This window comes from Halomonas sp. H2 (genome assembly GCF_050215315.1).
Lineage (GTDB): Bacteria > Pseudomonadota > Gammaproteobacteria > Pseudomonadales > Halomonadaceae > Vreelandella.
Map to the genome: position 1 here is coordinate 3,494,038 of NZ_CP189760.1, position 18,260 is coordinate 3,512,297.

General features: G+C 56.0%; 21 protein-coding genes, 1 tRNA gene and 1 pseudogene. 16 read left to right on the forward strand and 7 right to left on the reverse strand.

The window, feature by feature from the left end; all coding sequences use genetic code 11:
- Window positions 1-24: 24 nt before the first annotated feature.
- On the forward strand, window positions 25-498 hold the full coding sequence (locus tag ACQE2I_RS16150) for a MarR family winged helix-turn-helix transcriptional regulator (protein WP_427029070.1): 474 nt from the start codon (window positions 25-27) through the stop codon (window positions 496-498).
- Between the two features lie 134 nt (window positions 499-632).
- A complete protein-coding gene (locus ACQE2I_RS16155) occupies window positions 633-845 on the forward strand; it encodes a hypothetical protein (RefSeq protein WP_427029071.1) in 213 nt (70 codons plus the stop codon).
- A 140-nt stretch (window positions 846-985) separates the two neighbouring features.
- Here the strand turns inward: ACQE2I_RS16155 and ACQE2I_RS16160 are convergent.
- Together ACQE2I_RS16160 and ACQE2I_RS16165 are read right to left on the reverse strand one after the other, a co-directional pair.
- Window positions 986-1,069, reverse strand: a tRNA-Leu gene (locus ACQE2I_RS16160).
- 254 nt (window positions 1,070-1,323) lie between these two features.
- On the reverse strand, window positions 1,324-1,512 hold the full coding sequence (locus ACQE2I_RS16165; protein WP_427029072.1) for a hypothetical protein: 189 nt from the start codon (window positions 1,510-1,512) through the stop codon (window positions 1,324-1,326).
- Here ACQE2I_RS16165 and ACQE2I_RS16170 point away from each other — a divergent pair.
- The 6 genes and pseudogenes from ACQE2I_RS16170 (at window position 1,511) to ACQE2I_RS16195 (ending at window position 5,376) form a co-directional block, all read left to right on the forward strand.
- Window positions 1,511-2,389, forward strand: coding sequence for an AEC family transporter (locus ACQE2I_RS16170; RefSeq protein ID WP_427029073.1), 879 nt, complete (start codon window positions 1,511-1,513; stop codon window positions 2,387-2,389). The genes ACQE2I_RS16165 and ACQE2I_RS16170 overlap by 2 nt on opposite strands.
- A 94-nt stretch (window positions 2,390-2,483) precedes the next feature.
- Window positions 2,484-3,575 (forward strand): (2Fe-2S)-binding protein, encoded by a 1,092-nt coding sequence (locus ACQE2I_RS16175; RefSeq protein WP_427029074.1) that lies wholly within the window; start codon window positions 2,484-2,486, stop codon window positions 3,573-3,575.
- 93 nt (window positions 3,576-3,668) lie between these two features.
- On the forward strand, window positions 3,669-3,827 hold the full coding sequence (locus tag ACQE2I_RS16180) for a hypothetical protein (protein ID WP_427029075.1): 159 nt from the start codon (window positions 3,669-3,671) through the stop codon (window positions 3,825-3,827).
- A gap of 56 nt (window positions 3,828-3,883) precedes the next feature.
- Window positions 3,884-4,108: a transposase gene (locus ACQE2I_RS16185; RefSeq protein ID WP_427029076.1), complete on the forward strand. Its 225-nt coding sequence runs from the start codon at window positions 3,884-3,886 to the stop codon at window positions 4,106-4,108.
- A gap of 1 nt (window position 4,109) precedes the next feature.
- Window positions 4,110-4,613, forward strand: a pseudogene (locus ACQE2I_RS16190) (IS3 family transposase); the annotation flags it as partial.
- The gene (locus tag ACQE2I_RS16195; RefSeq protein ID WP_427029077.1) at window positions 4,543-5,376 is read left to right on the forward strand and encodes a FecCD family ABC transporter permease; all 834 of its coding nucleotides are present in this window, start codon (window positions 4,543-4,545) and stop codon (window positions 5,374-5,376) included. The pseudogene ACQE2I_RS16190 and the gene ACQE2I_RS16195, both read left to right, overlap by 71 nt.
- On the opposite strand, the gene ACQE2I_RS16200 is transcribed toward ACQE2I_RS16195, so the two are convergent.
- From ACQE2I_RS16200 to ACQE2I_RS16215, 4 genes are all read right to left on the reverse strand, one after another.
- Window positions 5,377-5,652 (reverse strand): DUF3325 family protein, encoded by a 276-nt coding sequence (locus ACQE2I_RS16200; protein WP_268763283.1) that lies wholly within the window; start codon window positions 5,650-5,652, stop codon window positions 5,377-5,379.
- A complete protein-coding gene (locus ACQE2I_RS16205) occupies window positions 5,649-7,163 on the reverse strand; it encodes a PepSY-associated TM helix domain-containing protein (RefSeq protein WP_427029078.1) in 1,515 nt (504 codons plus the stop codon). The genes ACQE2I_RS16200 and ACQE2I_RS16205 overlap by 4 nt, the downstream gene beginning before the upstream one ends.
- A 19-nt stretch (window positions 7,164-7,182) precedes the next feature.
- Window positions 7,183-7,464 carry a DUF3649 domain-containing protein gene (locus ACQE2I_RS16210; protein ID WP_427029079.1) on the reverse strand — a complete coding sequence of 94 codons (282 nt, stop codon included), beginning with the start codon at window positions 7,462-7,464 and terminating at the stop codon, window positions 7,183-7,185.
- A 97-nt stretch (window positions 7,465-7,561) separates the two neighbouring features.
- Entirely contained in the window at window positions 7,562-8,446 is an 885-nt protein-coding gene (locus tag ACQE2I_RS16215; protein WP_427029080.1) for an urease accessory protein UreD, read from the reverse strand.
- 318 nt (window positions 8,447-8,764) lie between these two features.
- On the opposite strand from ACQE2I_RS16215, the gene ACQE2I_RS16220 reads away from it, so the two are divergent.
- The 4 genes from ACQE2I_RS16220 (at window position 8,765) to modC (ending at window position 11,835) form a co-directional block, all read left to right on the forward strand.
- Window positions 8,765-9,151 (forward strand): winged helix-turn-helix domain-containing protein, encoded by a 387-nt coding sequence (locus ACQE2I_RS16220; RefSeq protein ID WP_125752717.1) that lies wholly within the window; start codon window positions 8,765-8,767, stop codon window positions 9,149-9,151.
- 92 nt (window positions 9,152-9,243) lie between these two features.
- Window positions 9,244-10,032: a molybdate ABC transporter substrate-binding protein gene (modA, locus tag ACQE2I_RS16225; RefSeq protein WP_427029081.1), complete on the forward strand. Its 789-nt coding sequence runs from the start codon at window positions 9,244-9,246 to the stop codon at window positions 10,030-10,032.
- Window positions 10,029-10,730: a molybdate ABC transporter permease subunit gene (gene modB, locus ACQE2I_RS16230; protein WP_125752723.1), complete on the forward strand. Its 702-nt coding sequence runs from the start codon at window positions 10,029-10,031 to the stop codon at window positions 10,728-10,730. Before modA ends, modB begins: the two co-directional genes overlap by 4 nt.
- On the forward strand, window positions 10,720-11,835 hold the full coding sequence (gene modC, locus ACQE2I_RS16235) for a molybdenum ABC transporter ATP-binding protein (RefSeq protein ID WP_427029082.1): 1,116 nt from the start codon (window positions 10,720-10,722) through the stop codon (window positions 11,833-11,835). Before modB ends, modC begins: the two co-directional genes overlap by 11 nt.
- 400 nt (window positions 11,836-12,235) lie before the next feature.
- Here modC and ACQE2I_RS16240 read toward each other — a convergent pair whose 3' ends face one another.
- Window positions 12,236-12,367, reverse strand: coding sequence for a hypothetical protein (locus ACQE2I_RS16240; RefSeq protein ID WP_427029084.1), 132 nt, complete (start codon window positions 12,365-12,367; stop codon window positions 12,236-12,238).
- A gap of 171 nt (window positions 12,368-12,538) precedes the next feature.
- On the opposite strand from ACQE2I_RS16240, the gene ACQE2I_RS16245 reads away from it, so the two are divergent.
- The 4 genes from ACQE2I_RS16245 to ACQE2I_RS16260 all read left to right on the forward strand — a co-directional run bounded on the left by ACQE2I_RS16245 (window position 12,539) and on the right by ACQE2I_RS16260 (window position 18,260).
- Complete coding sequence (locus ACQE2I_RS16245) at window positions 12,539-14,746, forward strand: TonB-dependent receptor domain-containing protein (protein WP_427029085.1); 2,208 nt, start codon at window positions 12,539-12,541, stop codon at window positions 14,744-14,746.
- An 84-nt stretch (window positions 14,747-14,830) separates the two neighbouring features.
- Window positions 14,831-16,201, forward strand: a complete 1,371-nt coding sequence (locus tag ACQE2I_RS16250) for a PepSY-associated TM helix domain-containing protein (protein ID WP_427029086.1) — start codon at window positions 14,831-14,833, stop codon at window positions 16,199-16,201.
- Window positions 16,202-16,485: 284 nt separating this feature from the next.
- Window positions 16,486-17,454, forward strand: coding sequence for a metal ABC transporter solute-binding protein, Zn/Mn family (locus tag ACQE2I_RS16255; protein WP_193059657.1), 969 nt, complete (start codon window positions 16,486-16,488; stop codon window positions 17,452-17,454).
- Window positions 17,455-17,477: 23 nt separating this feature from the next.
- Window positions 17,478-18,260, forward strand: a complete 783-nt coding sequence (locus ACQE2I_RS16260; RefSeq protein WP_193059658.1) for a metal ABC transporter ATP-binding protein — start codon at window positions 17,478-17,480, stop codon at window positions 18,258-18,260.

Below are 18,260 nucleotides of genomic sequence, written 5' to 3' on the forward strand. Positions count from 1 at the left end.
ACCCTTTAATTAATAAGACCCCACATGACTCGATCACCGCTATCTGAAGCTTTTGACTTGCCTGGCAATCTTTTAAGACGCTGCCACCAAATTAGCGTGGCTATTTTTCTGCGCAAGTGCGAGGCGTTCAACCTTACCCAACTGCAATATATTATCCTTTCTGCGCTTGAAGAGATGGGAGTCAGTGACCAAATCACCCTAGGTGGCTATACGGCGTTGGATCGCAACACCATCGCAGTCGTGGTTCGGAAATTAGAGGAGCGCGGCCTCATTACCCGGCACCGTAACCCTGAAGATCGTCGTTCCATGGTGGTGAAACTAACCAAGGAAGGAGAGGCGTTACGAGAAGCCGTAGAGCCTGCTGTTGAAGAGGTTCAAAGTGATATCCTAGCGCCGCTTAACGCCGGGGAACAACAGATGTTGCTTTCTCTGCTGCAAAAGATCGCTAACGATAATAACCATTTAAGCCGTGTTCCAGTGCGCTTAAACGAAAGCTAGCGCTGTCATGTATAGCGGAACCTACGCCTCCCAGTCGTTCCGCTCTATTTCATCATCTCTACCTACCAGCAACCACAGCATAGAAGCTGGCACCACCGCAAAAGTTAATCAAGCAAAGTCCGAGCGCTGGCGTTATGCAGAATGCCAGACAAGATATTTTGCAATGGTGGCGCTACCTGAACGATGACAGGACAATACAGCAGCAATTTCGTGACGAGGCTGCCGTTGCGCTTCCTCTTGCCAACTCAAAGGCTTCCCTCGATATGTTGTTTAATAGCGCCTTACTACAACGCCAACGACTAAAGGCCAACCAGCAATTAGCGGAGTGGATGGGCATGACCCGATAATGACGTGCCCAACATTGTGCCCTGAAAAAGCCGCTGGTCATTAAAAAGGAGTAAACCAAAGCGTGAGAATTGAGCAAAGGGGGCACAAGATGGGCACACGCAAAAGAAAAGGGCTTACGCGTTAACGTAAGCCCTTGAAATGGTGGCGCGCCCTAGGCAGGATTTAAACCTGCGACTCTCGGCTTCGGAGGCCGGTTCGGCGGCACCATCTTCTAACCTGCGCCGCCGGCTTCCATAAACCCTAGAAACGCAAAAACTTATATATATCAGCATAATACGCCATAAATTTTATGGGTTTATCTTTTCCGGCGGCGGCTTTTTGCACCAATTAACGCCGCCCTTCGCCTTCCGGCCTGGCACAAGCTGGCACACACCGTGATTTTGGGGTGTCCGGATTTCGGACATTTTTGACCTTTGGCCCGTTTGGTTTATGAAGGATGCTTTATCACCACACCAAATTTTTGAGCAGTAACGCTGATCAACTCGGCCGCTGGCGAACACCCTGCTCTACCTCCATGGCCAACGCCCCCGCCACCTGGACGCCTGGCTTGATGCGCCAGGCAGTGCTAACGACGTGGCATCCCCCCCCCCTAGAAACACCGCCTTGCCAAACTCGGTGCCGATTCCAGACAATGGCGGGCCCTTCACTACTCTGAGGCGCCTGCATGCTTGCCGAACTCTTCGCCGTGATGGCCCCGGTACTGGCCGGGGCGGGCCTAGGCTTTTTCTGGGTTCGCCTCGGCCAACCCTACCCGGTAGAGTTCGTTACTCGGCTAGTCTTCAATATCGGCACGCCGGCGCTGGTGATCGCCTCACTCTCCGGTGCCGAGATCGAGGCCGGCAACTTCGGCCGCACCATGCTGGCCACGGCGCTGGTGATCTGCACCATGGCGGCGATGACCTGGCCCCTGGCACGCCTGCTTCGCCAAGATTGGCGGGTGCTGCTGGCCCCGACCATGTATCCCAACACCGGCAACATGGGCCTGCCGGTCGTGCTCTATGCCTTCGGCAGCGCCGGCTTCGCTTACGGCATCACGGTAATGGTCACCGTCTCGCTGTTCCAGTTCACCCTGGGTTCGGTGATGGCCAGTAGTAGCGACAACCCGCTGCGTACCCTGGCGCGCACGCCGACCGTCTACGCCATCCTGCTGTCGCTGACCCTGCTGCTGACTGGCACCGCTCTGCCCCGCTGGCTTTCCAACAGCGTCGAGCTGATCTCGGGCTTTACCGTACCCCTGATGCTGATCACCCTGGGCGTCTCGCTGGCCAACATTCAGGTAAAGAGCCTGCGTTCCGGCATCGGCTTCAGCCTGCTGCGCATTCCGGTCGCCGCGGCGCTGGCCTGGGGCATCGGTGCGCTGCTCGGTCTGCCACCGCTGGCCCACAGCATCGTGGTGCTGCAGATGAGCATGCCGGTGGCGGTGTTCAACTACCTGTTCGCCCAGAAGGCACGGCGTGGACCGGAGTATGTCGCCAGTCTGGTGTTCTGCTCGACCCTGCTTTCGCTGCTTTACCTGCCGCTGCTGCTGGCCTGGCTAATGTAGATATCGGGCCCAGTGTAATTAATCATCCGAGGCTCTATACCTACACCGGCTCTGGCGGCTTCTATTCGGCCTGCTGGCCGCGGCGGGGGCACTATTGAGCAGGGAGTGGCTGCCTGCAACCACAGCAGGGATGCTGTTCTGGCCGCTTTGGATAGCCACCACTACAGATGAAGAAATGGTAGGCCAAGTGGCCAAAGCGATTGACCAAGCGTGTAGTCAATCACACGGAATCCGACACCTAGTGCCCGAAACGCCACCAGTGCTGGTCGGCACAGGTCCTTTGCTCTACCTGCTGGCCTGGCAGTACCTGCGCGCTGGTTGTCCGCCGCAACTTATCCTCGATGTGGCGTCACGCTCTAGCTATCCGGCACTGCTTCGCCAGCCGGGAGGCGTCTGGCACGCCCGACATTATCTGCTCAAGGGCCTCAGGATGCTGGGAACTCTGCGACGAGCTGGCGTCACGATCAAGTATGGGCTCGAAGCATTAGAGGCAGAGGGTGAGAGCCATGTAAAGGCGGTGCGCTATCGCCTTTCCGGGCGCTGGCGGCGCGTCGAAACGCCGCTACTTTTGACTCACTTCGGTGTAGTGCCAGAGCCCCAGCTGGGCCGCGGCCTGGGACTGACGTTTGCCTGGCGCGATGGTCAGCAGGCCTTCGCTCCCGAGCGCGACACTGATTCCCTGCTCGCCGAGCCGGGAATCTGGCTGGCTGGCGATAGTGCCAGCATTGGCGGAGCGCTCAATGCCGAACGCGAAGGCTATCTCGCAGCCCTATCGATTCTCGAAGCCAAAGGCGAGTCGGTGGCCATTGAACGCTCGAACCTTCAGTGTGCGCGTACCCACGATCTGAATGCTCGAGTGCTGCTCGAGAAGCTATTCCGGGTGCCTTCGGGCTGGCACGCCGCCCAACCCGAAAGCACCCAGGTGTGCCGTTGCGAGTCTGTCTCGCTTGGTGAGCTCAACGGTGCCATAGGTCAGGGTGCAGCAGGCCCCGGCCAGCTCAAGGCTTTCACCCGCTGCGGCATGGGCCCATGCCAGGGGCGTTTGTGCGGTGAAAGCGTCAGCCGGCTGCTGGCCAACCGCCTAGGCACTTCCATGAACGAGGTGGGGTATTACCGGGTTCGCCCGCCACTGCATTCGATCACCCTGGGAGAGCTGGCAACCTCGCCTTCGCCGCCCTCTTCTTGATCTCATTCCAGTCATCGCGACTGGATCCAACGTCGCCAGAAAACTGGCTGTGCATTTATCACTGCATCACACAATTACAAGAGGTGTATTGCCATGCATGTTTCCAAACCATTAGGTCTGCTAATCGCGGCGGCGCTTTCGACGTCTCCCGCCATGGGGGATGAACGCCCGCTGAGGATTGGTGTGGACGTGCCCTATGTGCCTTACCAGTACCAACCAGCCCGGCGGCAGCATCACCGGCTTCGAGGTTGAGCTGATCGACGCCGTCTGTGTTGAGATGCAGCGCGAGTGCAAATGGATCTAGCCTGGTGCTGGATCAAGGCTATTCATTAGCTGCTGCCAGCCGCTCGCTGGATGTGGGCGAAACGGCGCTTCGACGATGGGCACAACAGCTGGAAAAAGAGTGGGGTGGCATCACGCCAACTACCAAAGCATTAACGCCGGAACAGCAGCGTATTCAGGAGTTGGAAGCCCGCTGCCAGCGGCTGGAGCAGGAGAAAGACATACTAAAAAAGGCTACCGCTCTCTTTTAGCCGCCCCGATCGCGCCTGTTGTGGCGATATCACTTATATCTGGACAGGACAACAATGGAGCTATCTGGCGGTCGTCATGGATCTGTATGCACGACGAGTGGTGGGCTGGGCCATGTCACGGCATCCCGACACGTCGCTGGTCATCAGGGCGCTGGATCATGCCTGGGTTGCGCGCGGTAAACCAGACGACGTCATGTTCCACTCAGATCAGGGTAGCCAATATGCCAGCCGGTCGTTCCGCCAACGGCTATGGCGTTATCGCATGCAGCAAAGCATGAGGCGTCGTGGCAACTGCTGGGACAACGCCCCGATGGAGCGCCTGTTCCGCAGCCTGAAAACGGAATGGGTGCCCGCGCAGGGCTATACGGTGCTGCACAAAGCGCGTCAGGATATCGGTGACTACCTGATGGGCTATTACAACCGACAGCGTCCTCATGCCTTCAACGGTGGTATATCGCTCGTGGCAGCCGAGGAAAAACTTAACGTGCTGTCCGGAATTAGTTGACCACTACACTCTGTTTCAAGGCATCACCCGCAACCCGTTAGGCAGTCCCGATATTATCGGCCTTACTGCCAGCGCTAGCCTGGGAGCACTGCTGGCAAGCAGCTGGTTGGTGGGCATTATGTCTACCACGACAGGAGCCGCACTAGGTGCGATCATCGGCACACTGGCGGTCTATAGCGGCTCTGGGCGTGGTTTTCGCCACCCCTCTTCAATGATTATTGCTGGCATCGCTATCAATGCCTTGGCTCTAGCAGGTGTGCAGCTAAATTTGACCTGGCTGGGCCAAGAGCAAGCGCGAGACGCGATGATTTGGCTTAGCGGTAGCGTAGCAGGACGCCAGTGGCACGATCTTTGGCCAATGCTTGGCCTGTGTTTGCTGTTACTGCCCGGTGTTGTGCTGATAGCTCCCCGGCTGCGTCTGATGGCGCTTGGCGACCCCGTCGCCAAAAGCCTCGGCGTTAATCTGGCAACCTCACGCTTATTAAGTGCCTTAATGGGGGCTTTTCTAGCAGGTGGCGCGGTCGCGACGGTAGGGCCGATTGCGTTTGTGTCACTTGCCGCCCCCCAGTTGGCGTTACGTCTGTGGCGAAAACCGGGACCTCTCCCCTTAGCAGCGGGCGTGGTTGGAGCCCTGCTCCTGTTAGCGGCAGACTTAGCGGCTCAGTACTCATTACCGTCTGGGGCGTTACCCGTCGGGGTTTTAACGGCCGGGCTGGGCGGCGTCTATTTGGTTTATTTATTAAATCGCCAGCGGCGGGGATAACTACCGCTGCTGGATAAAGCGCTCAAACATCGCCAAACCAAGAAATACCACTCCCGCCGAGATACTAAGACAGCCCAGCCATAGCGTTATTGCCAGCCCAGTGCTCCAGGTTTCCATCGCCAACCAAAGCGGCCAACCGAGTATCGCGCCGCCCGCCCAGAGCCAAGGTTTTTGTTGAGAAGGCTTAAGGCCACAACGGCGCCGGTGGCGGCTGTCCGACAGCGCAATTAATGCAAAACCCAGCGTACCGAGTGCTAGCAGCGTGATCAGCATCATGACGCCACCTGAATAGGTGGTACACGCGGAAGCGTTTTTTTAGCGGCTCGCCTCATCTGCCAGACGATGATCAGCGCGCTGACCAAGCAGATCAGGTCAACGCTGACACGCTGCCAATTACCTGCGGCCAGCTCACCTAAAACACGATAGGAAGGCACCAAGAGATTGAGTATTGGCAGGCACAGCAACAAGATAACGATCAGAATTAACTGCTCCCGCCACGCCTGCGAGGCCGAGCGTCTTAAGGCAGCGTGTAGCAGCGCCAGCAGCCAGGCGGCAAAGAAAAAATGGATTTCCCATTGGGCGCGCCCACTAAGCGCCATCGGTAAAAGTCGATTGCTGGCGAAAAAGGCCAATACGGCAATCGGCATGCCAGCCAACGTGGCTATATTAAGCCGCTCGACACACCACATCCCCACTACGCCGCCCTTCTTATGCTTACGCTTTGATGTCCACAGCAGTAGCCCAGTTGCCACCATGCCACACCCAGCAACCCCTAACGCAAAATAGATCCAGCGCATGCCCCAGTCGGCAAAACGGCCGGCATGTAACCCCACCATAATGCCGTGTGCTTGTTCATCAATGCGTTGCGGCTGAGTCTCTGCTAACAATGCGCCCGAACTGGCCGCATAGATACGTTGTGGGCGGTGCGCGGATAACGCCTCGTGGGTACTTTGCCAAACCACGGCACGCGCACCTGCATCCCCCGGGTGGCTAATCCTTAAGGACTGCACCGGCTTCTGCCAATGCGCCTCCGCATCACCGACCATTTCGCTAAGGGCATATAACGCTGCAGGCTGCCCCGCAGCCGGGCCGGAGAGTGGAAAGGCATGCAGCTCACTGGTCGCTTGGCGACGCGCGTCAGCATCGGGAAACGCGCGCTCTACTCCCCAAGGCATATAGAGCGACATGAGTGTTATCAAGCCGGTGTAGGTAATCATTAACTGAAAAGGTAGCGCTAACACCGAAAATGCATTGTGCGCATCAAGCCAACTGCGCGCGCCCTTTTGGGGCCGGAAAGCAAAAAAGTCGCGCAGGATTTTTTTATGGGTTATCACGCCGCTAATGATTGCCACGAACATCATCATGGTGGCGATACCAATGATCCAGCGGCCATAGATGGCGGGCAGATGATGCAATTGGAAATGGAATCGATAGAAAAAATCCCCCCCACGCGTTTCTCGCGGGGTAACCAACGTCAGAGTGGTTGGGTCAAGTATCGATCGCTCTCTCCCATCCTGCCCAAACCAGACGGCTGTCGAAACCGCCTCGCGCTCATTAGGGAAGGTGATCTGCCAGCTTCTCGCTGAGGAAGCATGTTCAGTAAGATAGTGCTGCCAGTAATCCGCTAGGCGTCGATTGTCCCACTCAGCATTCGTGGCGACACTCGGAAGTTCGGGCTGCATCCACAACGAGATACTCTCTTTGAAGTAACTCAGAGTGCCCGTCAGAAAAACGGCAAATAGCAGCCAAGCAGCCAACAAGCCGCACCATGTGTGCAGCTGGGCCATATTACGCCTCACGCTGCGCTTAGTGGACGCCATAGTTAGCCACCACTAGAAGGCCGCCAATGGCTAGACCGATAGTCCCCCAAAGACGTATCAAACTCGGCGTGATAAACGACCAGATCGCCACGCCCGCCCAAATAATGAAGCTTCCCATCATGCCGATACGCAGAGACATCATTATATCTAGCGGTAAGCCAAGCGCTGCCACCGAGAACAGTGCAGCAACGATATAGCCGCCAAGCGTCGCGGCCAGGATGCGTAAGATCAGCAGCCAATAGGAAGAGGATAAGACGTTGAGCAGCATGGTGCATCTCGGTGCAGGTCACAGACCACCATTTTAATGCAAAAGGTTTTCATTTGCATTAGTACAAATAACTTATTTAGCATCTGCTGCACAACGTTTAGGTTAACCAAATGCGCGGTGTGTGGGCGACACGAGCGATCCAGTGCGGGCGCAGAACATGCCACGCCTGCTCACACAGCGTCCAGGCTTCATTGCGTGAGTTTCCGAGATAACGTAATAACAGCACGCCCTGGCGAACGGTAACCGCCCAGCGCGGGTTATCCGGCAGCGCTTCGCGTAGCTCATCAATCGCCACACCGGCATCTTCAAAGCCCACCGCCCATAGCGTGGCTTGCACCGTGGCGCCCCCCTGCCCCCAGCGCCCGTTAAAACGCGGATGTGCAGGATCCAACGGTTGGCGTTCAAGCCACAGCGGCTTGCCATCTAGGGTTAAACGAAAGTGCTGCTCAATGCGGCCTGTTACATAGGGAAGTTCACTGGCGGGGCGGCCCAGCGCCATGATTTCCCAGCCCAGGCAACGGGCACTGCCATGCAACGCAATATGCGTTCGCTGAGCGCCTTTGGAGCCATCAAAGGCGATCGTTTCTTGAGGAAGCCACTCAAGGATGCCGCCATCTTCCACGTTAAGCTCAGTCTGTTGGTTCCAGGCAACGCCCTGACTGTCAGCTTTATAAAGCTTGTTAGCCGCTGGGGTGGTGAGCAGCGCATGAGCATCACCCTCGATGTGGGCGCGAATCGTCAGGGCATCGCCACTGACTAAACCACCGGGTGGATGCAGCACGTACACATGGCAAGCTTCCGTGCTGCCTTCTGGGTAAAACGGCCGCTGTACTCTTAGCGGCCCTTGGTGACGAGCCTGCACCAATCGGGTTGTGTCCTCACGGTTAGCAAAACGCAGCCCCAGCGATGCCGCCCAGTAGCGCTCGCCATCAAAGCGATGGCCTGAGCTAGCGGCAGGTGTCGCAAGTTCACACAGAGTCATGGCGCTATCGCTTCCAGTTGGTCAATATTTCAACTTGAAATGCAAGGAGTGCGCCAAAATGGTGAAAAACCACGTTTCTTTGTCGACACAATAACTTAAGCCTTGAGATTGTTAGCCAATAACGGTCTTGAGCACCAAAAAAGAGCGTCAAAATGGATAAGCGCACCACGTTGGAGCAACCTTCAACGCTGTTAGAAGAAGGCCAAAGCCTTGTTAACCTAGGCTGGGAACGCTTCTTCGCCAACCACTAAATGGTAAGCGTTGGGGACTGTATCGTTGCTAAACTGATACGCACATAGTCATCAGCAGAGTTCAATAATGACACGCACCCATCACCCTTCCCCTACCTTCCAGTTGCGCTTAGCGTTAAACCACGACGTGGTAATTGGCCCTGGTAAGGCTGACCTGTTGGAAATGATTGATCAAACCGGCTCAATTTCTGCGGCGGGCCGCGCGCTGAACATGAGTTATAAAAAAGCCTGGCAACTGCTCGAAACTATGAACGGCTACTTTTTATCACCGCTGGTAGTCACAAGTTCCGGTGGAAATGCACGAGGTGGAGCACACCTAACAGAGATGGGCAAACAAGTACTTACCCACTATCGAGCACTGGAAAAGCAGTTTGTGATGGCAACGCCTGACGATGCCAAAGCACTGCTAGCGCTTCTGTCACCTTCTGATGATGCCGAGCGCGACAATGATTGATCGCCATCCAGCCACGCGTTATTTATCATTGAACACGCGCTGAGTATTCGCTAATCTCCGCTATATCCATGTGGAAATAGCGGAATAAAACGATGCTTAACTTCGGTGTGAACAATCGCCTGCTTGCCAACGTTATTCTATTTAGCCTTCCGACGGCATCAGCGCTCGCGAGCGACAATGTGCACGTTGCAGCCGCTGCGTCGCTGACCGATGCGCTAAACGATGCCATTGCGGTTTATGAAACACATAATGACGTTGATGTGACCGCGATTTATGCTTCGTCGTCTACCCTTGCTCGACAAATCGCCAGCGGCAGTCCCGCGCAGCTATTTCTTTCCGCAAATGTGACGTGGATGGATTGGCTTGAAGATCAGCATATCAATGTGCAGCAACGTAGGGATTTACTGCAAAATCGATTGGCGCTTGTTAGTGCCAGCGATAGCGTGCCAATGCAGTTCACCCCGGGGGAAGGCATCGCTATTGAAACGCTATTAGGCGAGCGCGACCGACTGTCCGTGGGAGACCCAGACCATGTACCGGCCGGTATCTATACCCAGCAAGCACTGGAGACACTGGGCGAATGGGAAGCTCTAGCGCCGCGCCTAGCCCGTGGCAATGATGTGCGCGCTGCATTAGCGCTGGTAGAGCGTGAAGAAACACCCATCGGTGTGGTGTATCAAACGGATGCTTTTGCCAGCAAGGCCATCAGGGTACTTGGGTTATTCCCAGCCGCCAGCCACGACCCCATTACGTACCCCATCGCCCTGATTGATGCCGAGCAAAACGCTGCTGCCGTGGCGCTACGGGCATGGTTAACCAGTGAAGAAGCCCTCGCTATCTTTGCCGAGCACGGCTTTGACACAAGCATCAGTGCACCGTGACGCTTTCTCCAGCGGAGTGGGAGGCTATTCGCCTAAGCTTACTGATCGGCTTAGCGGCGGTTGCATGGATATTGCCCCCGGGCATTGCCGTCGCTTGGTGGCTAGCCCGCTATCATTTTCGCGGGAAAGCATTGGTCAATGGTTTGATACACTTGCCACTGGTTCTGCCGCCCGTGGTTGTGGGGTATCTATTGTTAATTGGCTTGGGCAGGCAAGGGGTGTTTGGCCAATGGCTTTACAGCAACTTAGGCGTATCATTGCCATTTACTTGGCAAGGGGCAGCCGTCGCTAGCGGCGTAATGGCGTTTCCATTACTGGTGAGGGCTCTGCGTTTATCCCTTGAGGCCGTTGACCCCAAACTCGAAGCGGCTGCCAGCACGCTAGGCGCTAGTCGCTGGCGGGTATTCACCACCATCACATTGCCGCTGGCGATCCCCGGCCTACTAACAGGCACCGTGCTGGCTTTTGCTCGCGCACTTTCCGAGTTCGGTGCCACTATCACTTTCGCCTCTAATATCCCTGGTGAAACGCGCACCTTACCCCTAGCACTCTATACGCTAATTCAGACACCCGGTCAGGAAGCCGCTGCGGCACGGCTATGTTTTCTCGCCATCATTATTGCCCTGCTCTCGTTAATTGCCTCCGAATGGCTAGCGCGCCGCACCCAACAGCGTTTACAGGAACGTGATGCCTACTAACCCAACGTCTCCCGACGCCTCTTCCCATTCATCGCTATCGCTCTCTGTTGAACAGCGTCTTGGCAACTTCCAGCTGCAAGCATCGCTCACGCTGCCCGCTAGCGGTGTGACCGGTATTTTTGGCATATCAGGAAGCGGCAAAACCAGCCTACTGCGCATTATTGCAGGCTTGGACACACCCGTCGTAGGCAAACTGCAGCTCGGCGACCAGGTGCTACTAGACACCCAACAGCGCCAGAATGTACCCGCCCATCAACGGCGCATTGGCGTTGTGTTCCAGGAGGCGCGTCTTTTTCCTCATTACCGAGTGCGAGGCAACCTCACCTACGGCATGCCTAAACGAGCAACTCACCGCTTCGATGAGATTGTCGAACTGCTTGGCATCGGGCATTTACTTGAGCGGATACCGGGTACCCTTTCGGGCGGCGAAGCTCGCCGAGTCGCCATAGGCAGGGCACTACTGAGCGATCCTAAGCTCCTGCTAATGGATGAACCACTCTCCGGATTGGATGGGCCACGTAAGCAAGAGCTGTTGCGCTTCATTGCGCGACTGACTCGCCAGGTTCAAATCCCGGTGATTTACGTCAGCCACGACCCCGAAGAGATCTCTGCAATTGCTGATCATCTCGTACTGATGAAAGAGGGGTGCGTTATCGCTAGCGATCCATTGCATGATCTTTTGCAGCGCTTTGATTTAACCGAGGAGCTGGGAGGGTTCGATGCCGCGTCGATTATCGAAGGTCGAGTTGTCGAACATGACGATGTATACCAGCTAACCCATCTTGCGCTTGATAAGTGTCACCAATTAATAATACCGGGTATATCAGCGCCTATCGGCAGCCGTTTGCGCGTACGTATCTTTGCGCGGGATATTGCCTTGGCACTCTCACCTACAAAGGACACCAGCTACCGTAATCAGCTCGCGGCTACCATTGAAAAAATGGAAACGCTGCCCACCAGCCCACACTCGGTGGAGCTGCTGTTGAGCCTTGGCTCTATTCACCTTAGATCACGCTTAACTCGCAAGTCCTCAGATGAAATGAAACTCGCTGTAGGTAAGCAGGTGACAGCGCTAGTGCGCAGTGTATCGATCTTGCATTACTAATACACAACGTAGGAGCTATGAATTGATTTAGCACTCGTTTTATCCGACGCCAATAGCCCCTACGTGTCAATTGACCGCACCGCCCTCACATTTTCATAAGGAAATTTCAGCTAAAATTGCCAAGCACTCTATATGAAACAACATAACACGGCCCAAATAGCGTATCGAGTAAATGCACTTATCACGTTCAGTAGGGACTCTTTGGTATCGCATAGCGCTTTATATGGCGTTTTTGGCGATGCATCTGCTACTGGGCGGGCCGCTAATTTCGCAGTATCAAGCGGGTGGGCAACATCACGCTAACCACGGCACTGACCACTCCTCTAGCCATCCATCAAGTCACCAGAACGGAAACCATCATCAGCACGCGGCCCCGCAAGCAAGTCAACATCACCACTCTTCAGGCCATGCTGAAGCGGTAGAGCCGATATTCAACTGGTTTCACCAATGTGGCTACTGCGCCGTCTGGCAACAGTTTCCAACGACACCAACCGTTCTTCCCGCGATCAGCCAGCAAGCGTTTATCACGCATGGGCAACTGCTGACGCAACCGACACAGGCGATGCGGTCCTGTGATAACTACCCCCACGCGCTAACGCGAGCTCCGCCCTTTTTGCGACGTGTATAACGCCACATCGTCAGCCCTTTCAGCCTGAAGCTCGCTTCAGGCGAGTGGCTGTCTACATCAAAAAAAGGGATCATCATGTCGCATCTAGCTACTGGGCATGGCGTCGTTACGCCTGCCCGTTTAAAAAATCGTTTTCAACGACACGCACTAACATTAAGCATCGCCGCGGCATCGAGCGTGGCTGTTCAAAGCACATGGGCACAGTCGCCTGCCGCTCACCACGACCATCATCATGCGCTCAACACCATGGTCGTCACCGCTGTACCGCTAAGCTCGCCACTTACGGTGGAAACTGACCCACGCATACCGCGCCAACCGGCCCCTGCCAGCGACGGTGCCGACTACCTTCAGACCATTCCGGGGTTCTCTGCCATTCGTAACGGCGGCACCAACGGTGACCCGGTTTTCCGTGGCATGTTTGGCTCGCGTCTACGGGTGCTGACCAATGGCAGCCAAATGCTAGGCGCCTGCCCGGCGCGCATGGATGCGCCGACGTCTTATATTTCACCTGAAAATTACGACAGCCTCACCGTCACCAAAGGGCCACAGTCGGTGCTATGGGGGCCAGGTGCCTCAGCGGCAACGGTGCGCTTTGACCGCGGCCCAGAAGAGTTCCATGAACCGGGCGCACGTGTAGATGGCAGCGTCATGCTGGGCACCTATGGTCGCTTTGATCGCCGCATTGATGCCGCAGTGGGTAATCAAACAGGCTATCTGCGCATTACTGGCAACCAATCAGAGGCCAACGACTATAAAGATGGCGACGGCAACGCTGTGCCCTCTCAGTGGGATAAATGGAACGGCGACGTGGCCATAGGCTGGACACCCGACGACGACACTTGGCTTGAAGTCACCGCTGGCCGAGGAGACGGCGAAGCGCGCTATGCCGGACGGGGCATGGATGGCAGTAAGTTTCTGCGCGAAACCGTGGGCATACGTTTTCAGCGCGAGAATTTAGGCGAGCACTGGAAACGTCTTGAAATGCAGGCCAACTATGCCTACGCCGACCATATTATGGATAACTTTACCCTTCGTTCACCGGGCAGCATGAGCATGGGTGGCGGTATGGATATGGGCGGCGGCATGGACATGGGCGGCGGCATGGACATGGGCGGCGGCATGGATATGGGCGGCGGCATGGACATGGGCGGCGGCATGGACATGGGCGGCGGCATGGACATGGGCGGCGGCATGGATATGAGTAACGGCATGGCCATGCGGGTTGATCGCCGTACTCGAAGTGCGCGCGCTGCGTCCACCTGGGAGTGGGAAAACACCACCTGGATCGCTGGCGTCGACGCTGAACATCAGGTACACCGCAACCTGGATGGAGAGCGCTGGCAACCCGATTACGAGCAGACCCAGTTCGGCGCCTTCAGCGAGGTCACCCGGTATATAGGTGAACGTGACCGCCTGATTGGTGGTGCCCGGGTAGACCGCTATCGCGTCAGTGACGAGAGCCTGGATACGGCTACCGCAGGCCTTACCCGCCGTGACACTCTGCCCAGTGCCTTTGTCCGCTACGAGCAAGATTTAGCCTCAGCACCAATCACTTGGTATGCCGGTGTTGGGCATGTGGAACGCTTTCCTGACTATTGGGAGCTAAGTTCCAACAAAGCAGGCCCGGCCGGCAGCTTGAATGCCTTCGATGGCGTTCAAGCCGAAAAAACCACCCAGTTGGATATCGGTGCTCAGTACAACGACCAGCGCTTGAGCGCGTGGGTGTCCGGATATGCAGGATATGTAAACGATTTTATTCTGTTTGATTACAACACAGCGGGCATGGGCACTACTCAAATCGATAACATTGATGCCCAGATTGCAGGTGCCGAAGTGGGCGCCAGCTATCAAATAACCGACAACTGGGTGGGCAATGCATCCCTGGCCTATGCCTGGGGACGTAATGCCGACGACAATGAAGCCTTACCTCAAATCCCACCGCTGGAAGCTAATGTTGGCTTGACCTATGCACGCGACGCTTACTCCGTGGGCGGCCTATGGCGTGGCGTCGCGGCACAAAACCGCACTGCGCTCGAAAAAGGCAATGTCGTCGGCCAAGACCTGGAATCATCCTCAGGTTTCGGGGTGTTCTCGCTTAATGGCGCGTATCACGCAAGCAACCACCTAACCTTGAGTGTGGGTGTGGATAACGTTTTCGACACCACCTACACCGAGCACCTGAACCTAGCGGGTAACGCCGCTTTTGGCTACCCCGCTGATCTGGATCGCGGTATTAACGAGCCCGGCCGGATGGTGTGGGCACGGGCCGACTTCAGCTTCTGATTCACTCAGGTGCTCAGTAGAGCAGCTGTTTCCCCTGATTCATTAAACCAGCAGGCTCGTTGCCTGGTGGTCTGGAGACACTACATGACGACCGCGTCCCCCTCACAAGAAGGTAAACGCAAAACCTTCGATCTTTATCGCGCCGTTTGGCGCTGGCATTTTTACGCTGGCCTTTTGGTGCTGCCGTTTATGATTAGTCTGGCGATTACTGGCGGGCTGTATTTATTCAAAGACGAGCTGGACGCGCTGATACACGCTGATGTTAAGCGCGTGGCCGTTCAAGAGGCCACGCTGCCTCCCTCTGCACTGGTAAGTGCAGCGCTGACGGCTCATCCCGGCACCGCCGTAAAATTCACCGACCCCGCGACGCCGGATAGCTCCGCGGAGATCACGGTTAACACAGCGGAGGGCGAGCGATTAGCGGTTTACGTTAACCCTTACACGGCAAATGTACTGGGAGCACTGGATGACCGCGGCACAGTCATGTGGACCGTTCGCTATTTACACAGTTTGAAATACTTTGGCCCAACGGCGCGCAAACTGATTGAAATAGCTGGCGGCTGGTCAATTCTACTGGTGCTCACCGGCATCTACCTGTGGCGGCCACGGCGTAAAGGCGCAGGCGGCGTGGTTAGCGTACGTGGCAAGCCGAAAAGCCGGGTATTCTGGCGCGATTTGCATGCGGTTACCGGGCTATTTGTCGGCGCCTTTATCGTCTTTCTGGCAATCACGGGCATGCCCTGGTCGGGCGTATGGGGCGGGCAGGTTAACCAGTGGGCCAACGGTAACAATTTTGGCTACCCCGCCGGGGTGCGCGTTGAAGTGCCCATGTCGGAGGCACGTTTAAACGAACAAAGCCCAACCAATTGGTCACTCGAACAGGCACAACTCCCAGAATCCTCACAGCAGCCAGGTCAGGCAGAGAGCATCGGCCTTGACGGTGCTGTCGCCATTTTCAATGAACTGGGATTACATAATGGCTATGCTGTCAGCCTGCCGACTACGGCAACCGGTGTGTACACCGGCTCGGTCTATCCCAATGACCTTAGCCAACAGCGCGTGGTGCACCTTGATCAGTACACTGGCGAGCGCTTGATCGACATGAGCTATGCCGACTATGGACCCTTGGGCCGCTGGTTGGAATTTGGTATTAACGTGCATATGGGTCAGCAGTTTGGATTATTCAATCAACTCTTGTTCTTGACGGTCTGCCTCGCCATTATTCTGCTGGCAGTGTCAGCGGCGGTGATGTGGTGGAAGCGACGCCCCTCAGGCGCGATGGGAGTCCCACCACTACCGAGCGATAAACGGGTGTTTCGTGGCCTGACTGTCATGCTGGTGATCGGGGGAGTTATTTTTCCGCTCGTCGGCGCTTCCTTGATCTTTATGCTTATCGTTGACTGGTTTGTCGTTCAACGCTTACAGGAACGGCGTTTAGCTAGTCAAACTGCCTAAGCCTTGCTCAACAAATCGTTCCTTATCATCAATTCTATGCGCTAATTAATGAGGAGCTGGGAAAATGGTGCCTTTCCACCAACGCACCATTTTCCCATGCGCCTAATGTTTATTCGTGCCATCACCCGGGCTCCCCTTTCAGCTTACCTCAACGCCGTTTATCTGCTTGACATTGGATTAATCGCGTCACAAACTTAGCCAAGGCTATACTTCTTTCCTTAAGACAATCAGTTTACACAAAGCAATTTACCCCATCTACCTCATGACGAGTCTGGAGCTAAATAATGGCAACAAAGCATGCAGTGATCCTATTAACAACGCTGCCTTTAAGTGCGCTGGCAACTGCCGATACCCCCCCCTTAAACGTGGTGGCAACGATTGGTATGATCGCCGATGTGGCGCAGGAAGTAGGCGGCGAATGCGTTAATGTGGAAGCCATGATGGGCCCAGGCGTAGACCCTCATTTGTATCAGGCAAGCGCTAGCGATGTGGCAACGCTGCGAAACGCAGAACAGATTTTCTACTCGGGCTATTCGCTGGAAGGTCAGCTAGGCGACGTACTGGAAAGGTTCTCCGAGCGCACACCTACGCTTGCCGTCGCCCCTGCCTCGATTGACCCTGCATCATTGATTACCTCACAGGATGTGTACGGCATTGATCCTCATCTGTGGATGGACGTTTCTTTATGGGCACAAACACTGCCCACGCTCAATGCCGCGCTGAGTGAAGCACGCCCCGACTGCGCCGCGACGTTTGATGCCAATACCGAGCGCTATCAGACTCAACTGCTTGCCCTACACGAATGGGTGACAGACAGTATCGCCAGCATTCCCGATGAGCAACGCATTCTGGTCACCGCTCACGATGCCTTTGGTTACTTTGGCCGCGCCTACGATATCGACGTGGAAGGCATACAGGGCATTAGCACAGAAACGGAAACGGGTATTGCTGATATTCGCAACATGACAGATATTGTGGTGGATCGCGCGGTTCCGGCCCTTTTCATCGAGAGCACTATTAATCCGCGCACGGTTCAAGCCGTTATTGATGCCGCCCAACAGCGGGGCCAGGTTGTCGAAATTGGCGGTGAACTCTACTCCGATGCCATGGGCGACCCAGACACGGTCGATGGCACTTATATGGGCATGATCTACCGCAACACCCAGCATATCGTCGAAGCGCTTGGCGGTACCCTGGCACCGCTTCCCGAAGCAATGAACGATTGGGCTACCGAGTGGAAGCTCGCTCACTAATCATTCAATAAGGCACTGCAACAATGGCGACACCCGCAACAACCGACACGGCGCTCAGCATTCAGAACCTGACCGTCAGCTATCATAATCAGCCCGTTCTCTGGGATATTAACCTAGAGATTCCTACCGGCGTGATGGCAGGCATTGTCGGCCCTAACGGGGCGGGTAAGAGCACGCTGATCAAGAGCCTGCTGGAGCTTGTACCATCACTTTCTGGCGAGGTCATGGTGCATGGCCGCCCCTACGCCTCACAGCGCAGGCGCGTTGGCTATGTGCCGCAGCGCTCCAGCGTCGACTGGGACTTCCCGACCACCGCGCTGGATGTGGTCACCATGGGGCTTTACGGTCGCCTGGGCTGGCTCCGGCGCCCAGGGCGTAAAGAGCGTAACGAGTCACTGGAAGCCCTGGAGATGGTGGGAATGAGCGCCTACGCCGACCGCCAGATCAGTCAGCTTTCCGGCGGCCAACAGCAGCGAGTGTTTCTGGCCCGCGCACTGGTGCAACAGGCCGATGTGTACTTTCTCGATGAGCCCATGGCCGGGGTTGATGCCACCACCGAGCGAGCCATCATCGACATTCTGCGCCGTTTGCGTGATGCGGGTAAAACGCTGATTGTTGTCCACCATGACCTGCAAACCGTACGTAATTACTTCGACTGGCTGTTGCTGCTTAACGTCCGTGTGATTGCCAGCGGCAAGGCTGACGACGTGTTTAATATTGATTATCTACGTCAGGCGTATGGTGGCCAGATTGCCCTGCTGAACGATAGCGACGCCCTGATGTTCACTGCTTCGAAGGTAAAATAA

Coding starts and splice junctions, on each gene's coding strand:
- ACQE2I_RS16250 (WP_427029086.1), top strand. CDS start 14,831: ATGACGACCGCGTCCCCCTCACAAGAAGGTAAACGCAAAACCTTCGAT.
- ACQE2I_RS16245 (WP_427029085.1), top strand. CDS start 12,539: ATGTCGCATCTAGCTACTGGGCATGGCGTCGTTACGCCTGCCCGTTTA.
- ACQE2I_RS16155 (WP_427029071.1), top strand. CDS start 633: ATGCAGAATGCCAGACAAGATATTTTGCAATGGTGGCGCTACCTGAAC.
- ACQE2I_RS16215 (WP_427029080.1), bottom strand. CDS start 8,446: ATGACTCTGTGTGAACTTGCGACACCTGCCGCTAGCTCAGGCCATCGC.
- ACQE2I_RS16195 (WP_427029077.1), top strand. CDS start 4,543: ATGCCTTCAACGGTGGTATATCGCTCGTGGCAGCCGAGGAAAAACTTA.
- ACQE2I_RS16210 (WP_427029079.1), bottom strand. CDS start 7,464: ATGCTGCTCAACGTCTTATCCTCTTCCTATTGGCTGCTGATCTTACGC.
- modA (WP_427029081.1), top strand. CDS start 9,244: ATGCTTAACTTCGGTGTGAACAATCGCCTGCTTGCCAACGTTATTCTA.
- ACQE2I_RS16220 (WP_125752717.1), top strand. CDS start 8,765: ATGACACGCACCCATCACCCTTCCCCTACCTTCCAGTTGCGCTTAGCG.
- ACQE2I_RS16255 (WP_193059657.1), top strand. CDS start 16,486: ATGGCAACAAAGCATGCAGTGATCCTATTAACAACGCTGCCTTTAAGT.
- ACQE2I_RS16240 (WP_427029084.1), bottom strand. CDS start 12,367: ATGCGTGATAAACGCTTGCTGGCTGATCGCGGGAAGAACGGTTGGTGT.
- ACQE2I_RS16260 (WP_193059658.1), top strand. CDS start 17,478: ATGGCGACACCCGCAACAACCGACACGGCGCTCAGCATTCAGAACCTG.
- ACQE2I_RS16205 (WP_427029078.1), bottom strand. CDS start 7,163: ATGGCCCAGCTGCACACATGGTGCGGCTTGTTGGCTGCTTGGCTGCTA.
- ACQE2I_RS16170 (WP_427029073.1), top strand. CDS start 1,511: ATGCTTGCCGAACTCTTCGCCGTGATGGCCCCGGTACTGGCCGGGGCG.
- ACQE2I_RS16165 (WP_427029072.1), bottom strand. CDS start 1,512: ATGCAGGCGCCTCAGAGTAGTGAAGGGCCCGCCATTGTCTGGAATCGG.
- ACQE2I_RS16150 (WP_427029070.1), top strand. CDS start 25: ATGACTCGATCACCGCTATCTGAAGCTTTTGACTTGCCTGGCAATCTT.
- modC (WP_427029082.1), top strand. CDS start 10,720: ATGCCTACTAACCCAACGTCTCCCGACGCCTCTTCCCATTCATCGCTA.
- ACQE2I_RS16200 (WP_268763283.1), bottom strand. CDS start 5,652: ATGATGCTGATCACGCTGCTAGCACTCGGTACGCTGGGTTTTGCATTA.
- ACQE2I_RS16180 (WP_427029075.1), top strand. CDS start 3,669: ATGCATGTTTCCAAACCATTAGGTCTGCTAATCGCGGCGGCGCTTTCG.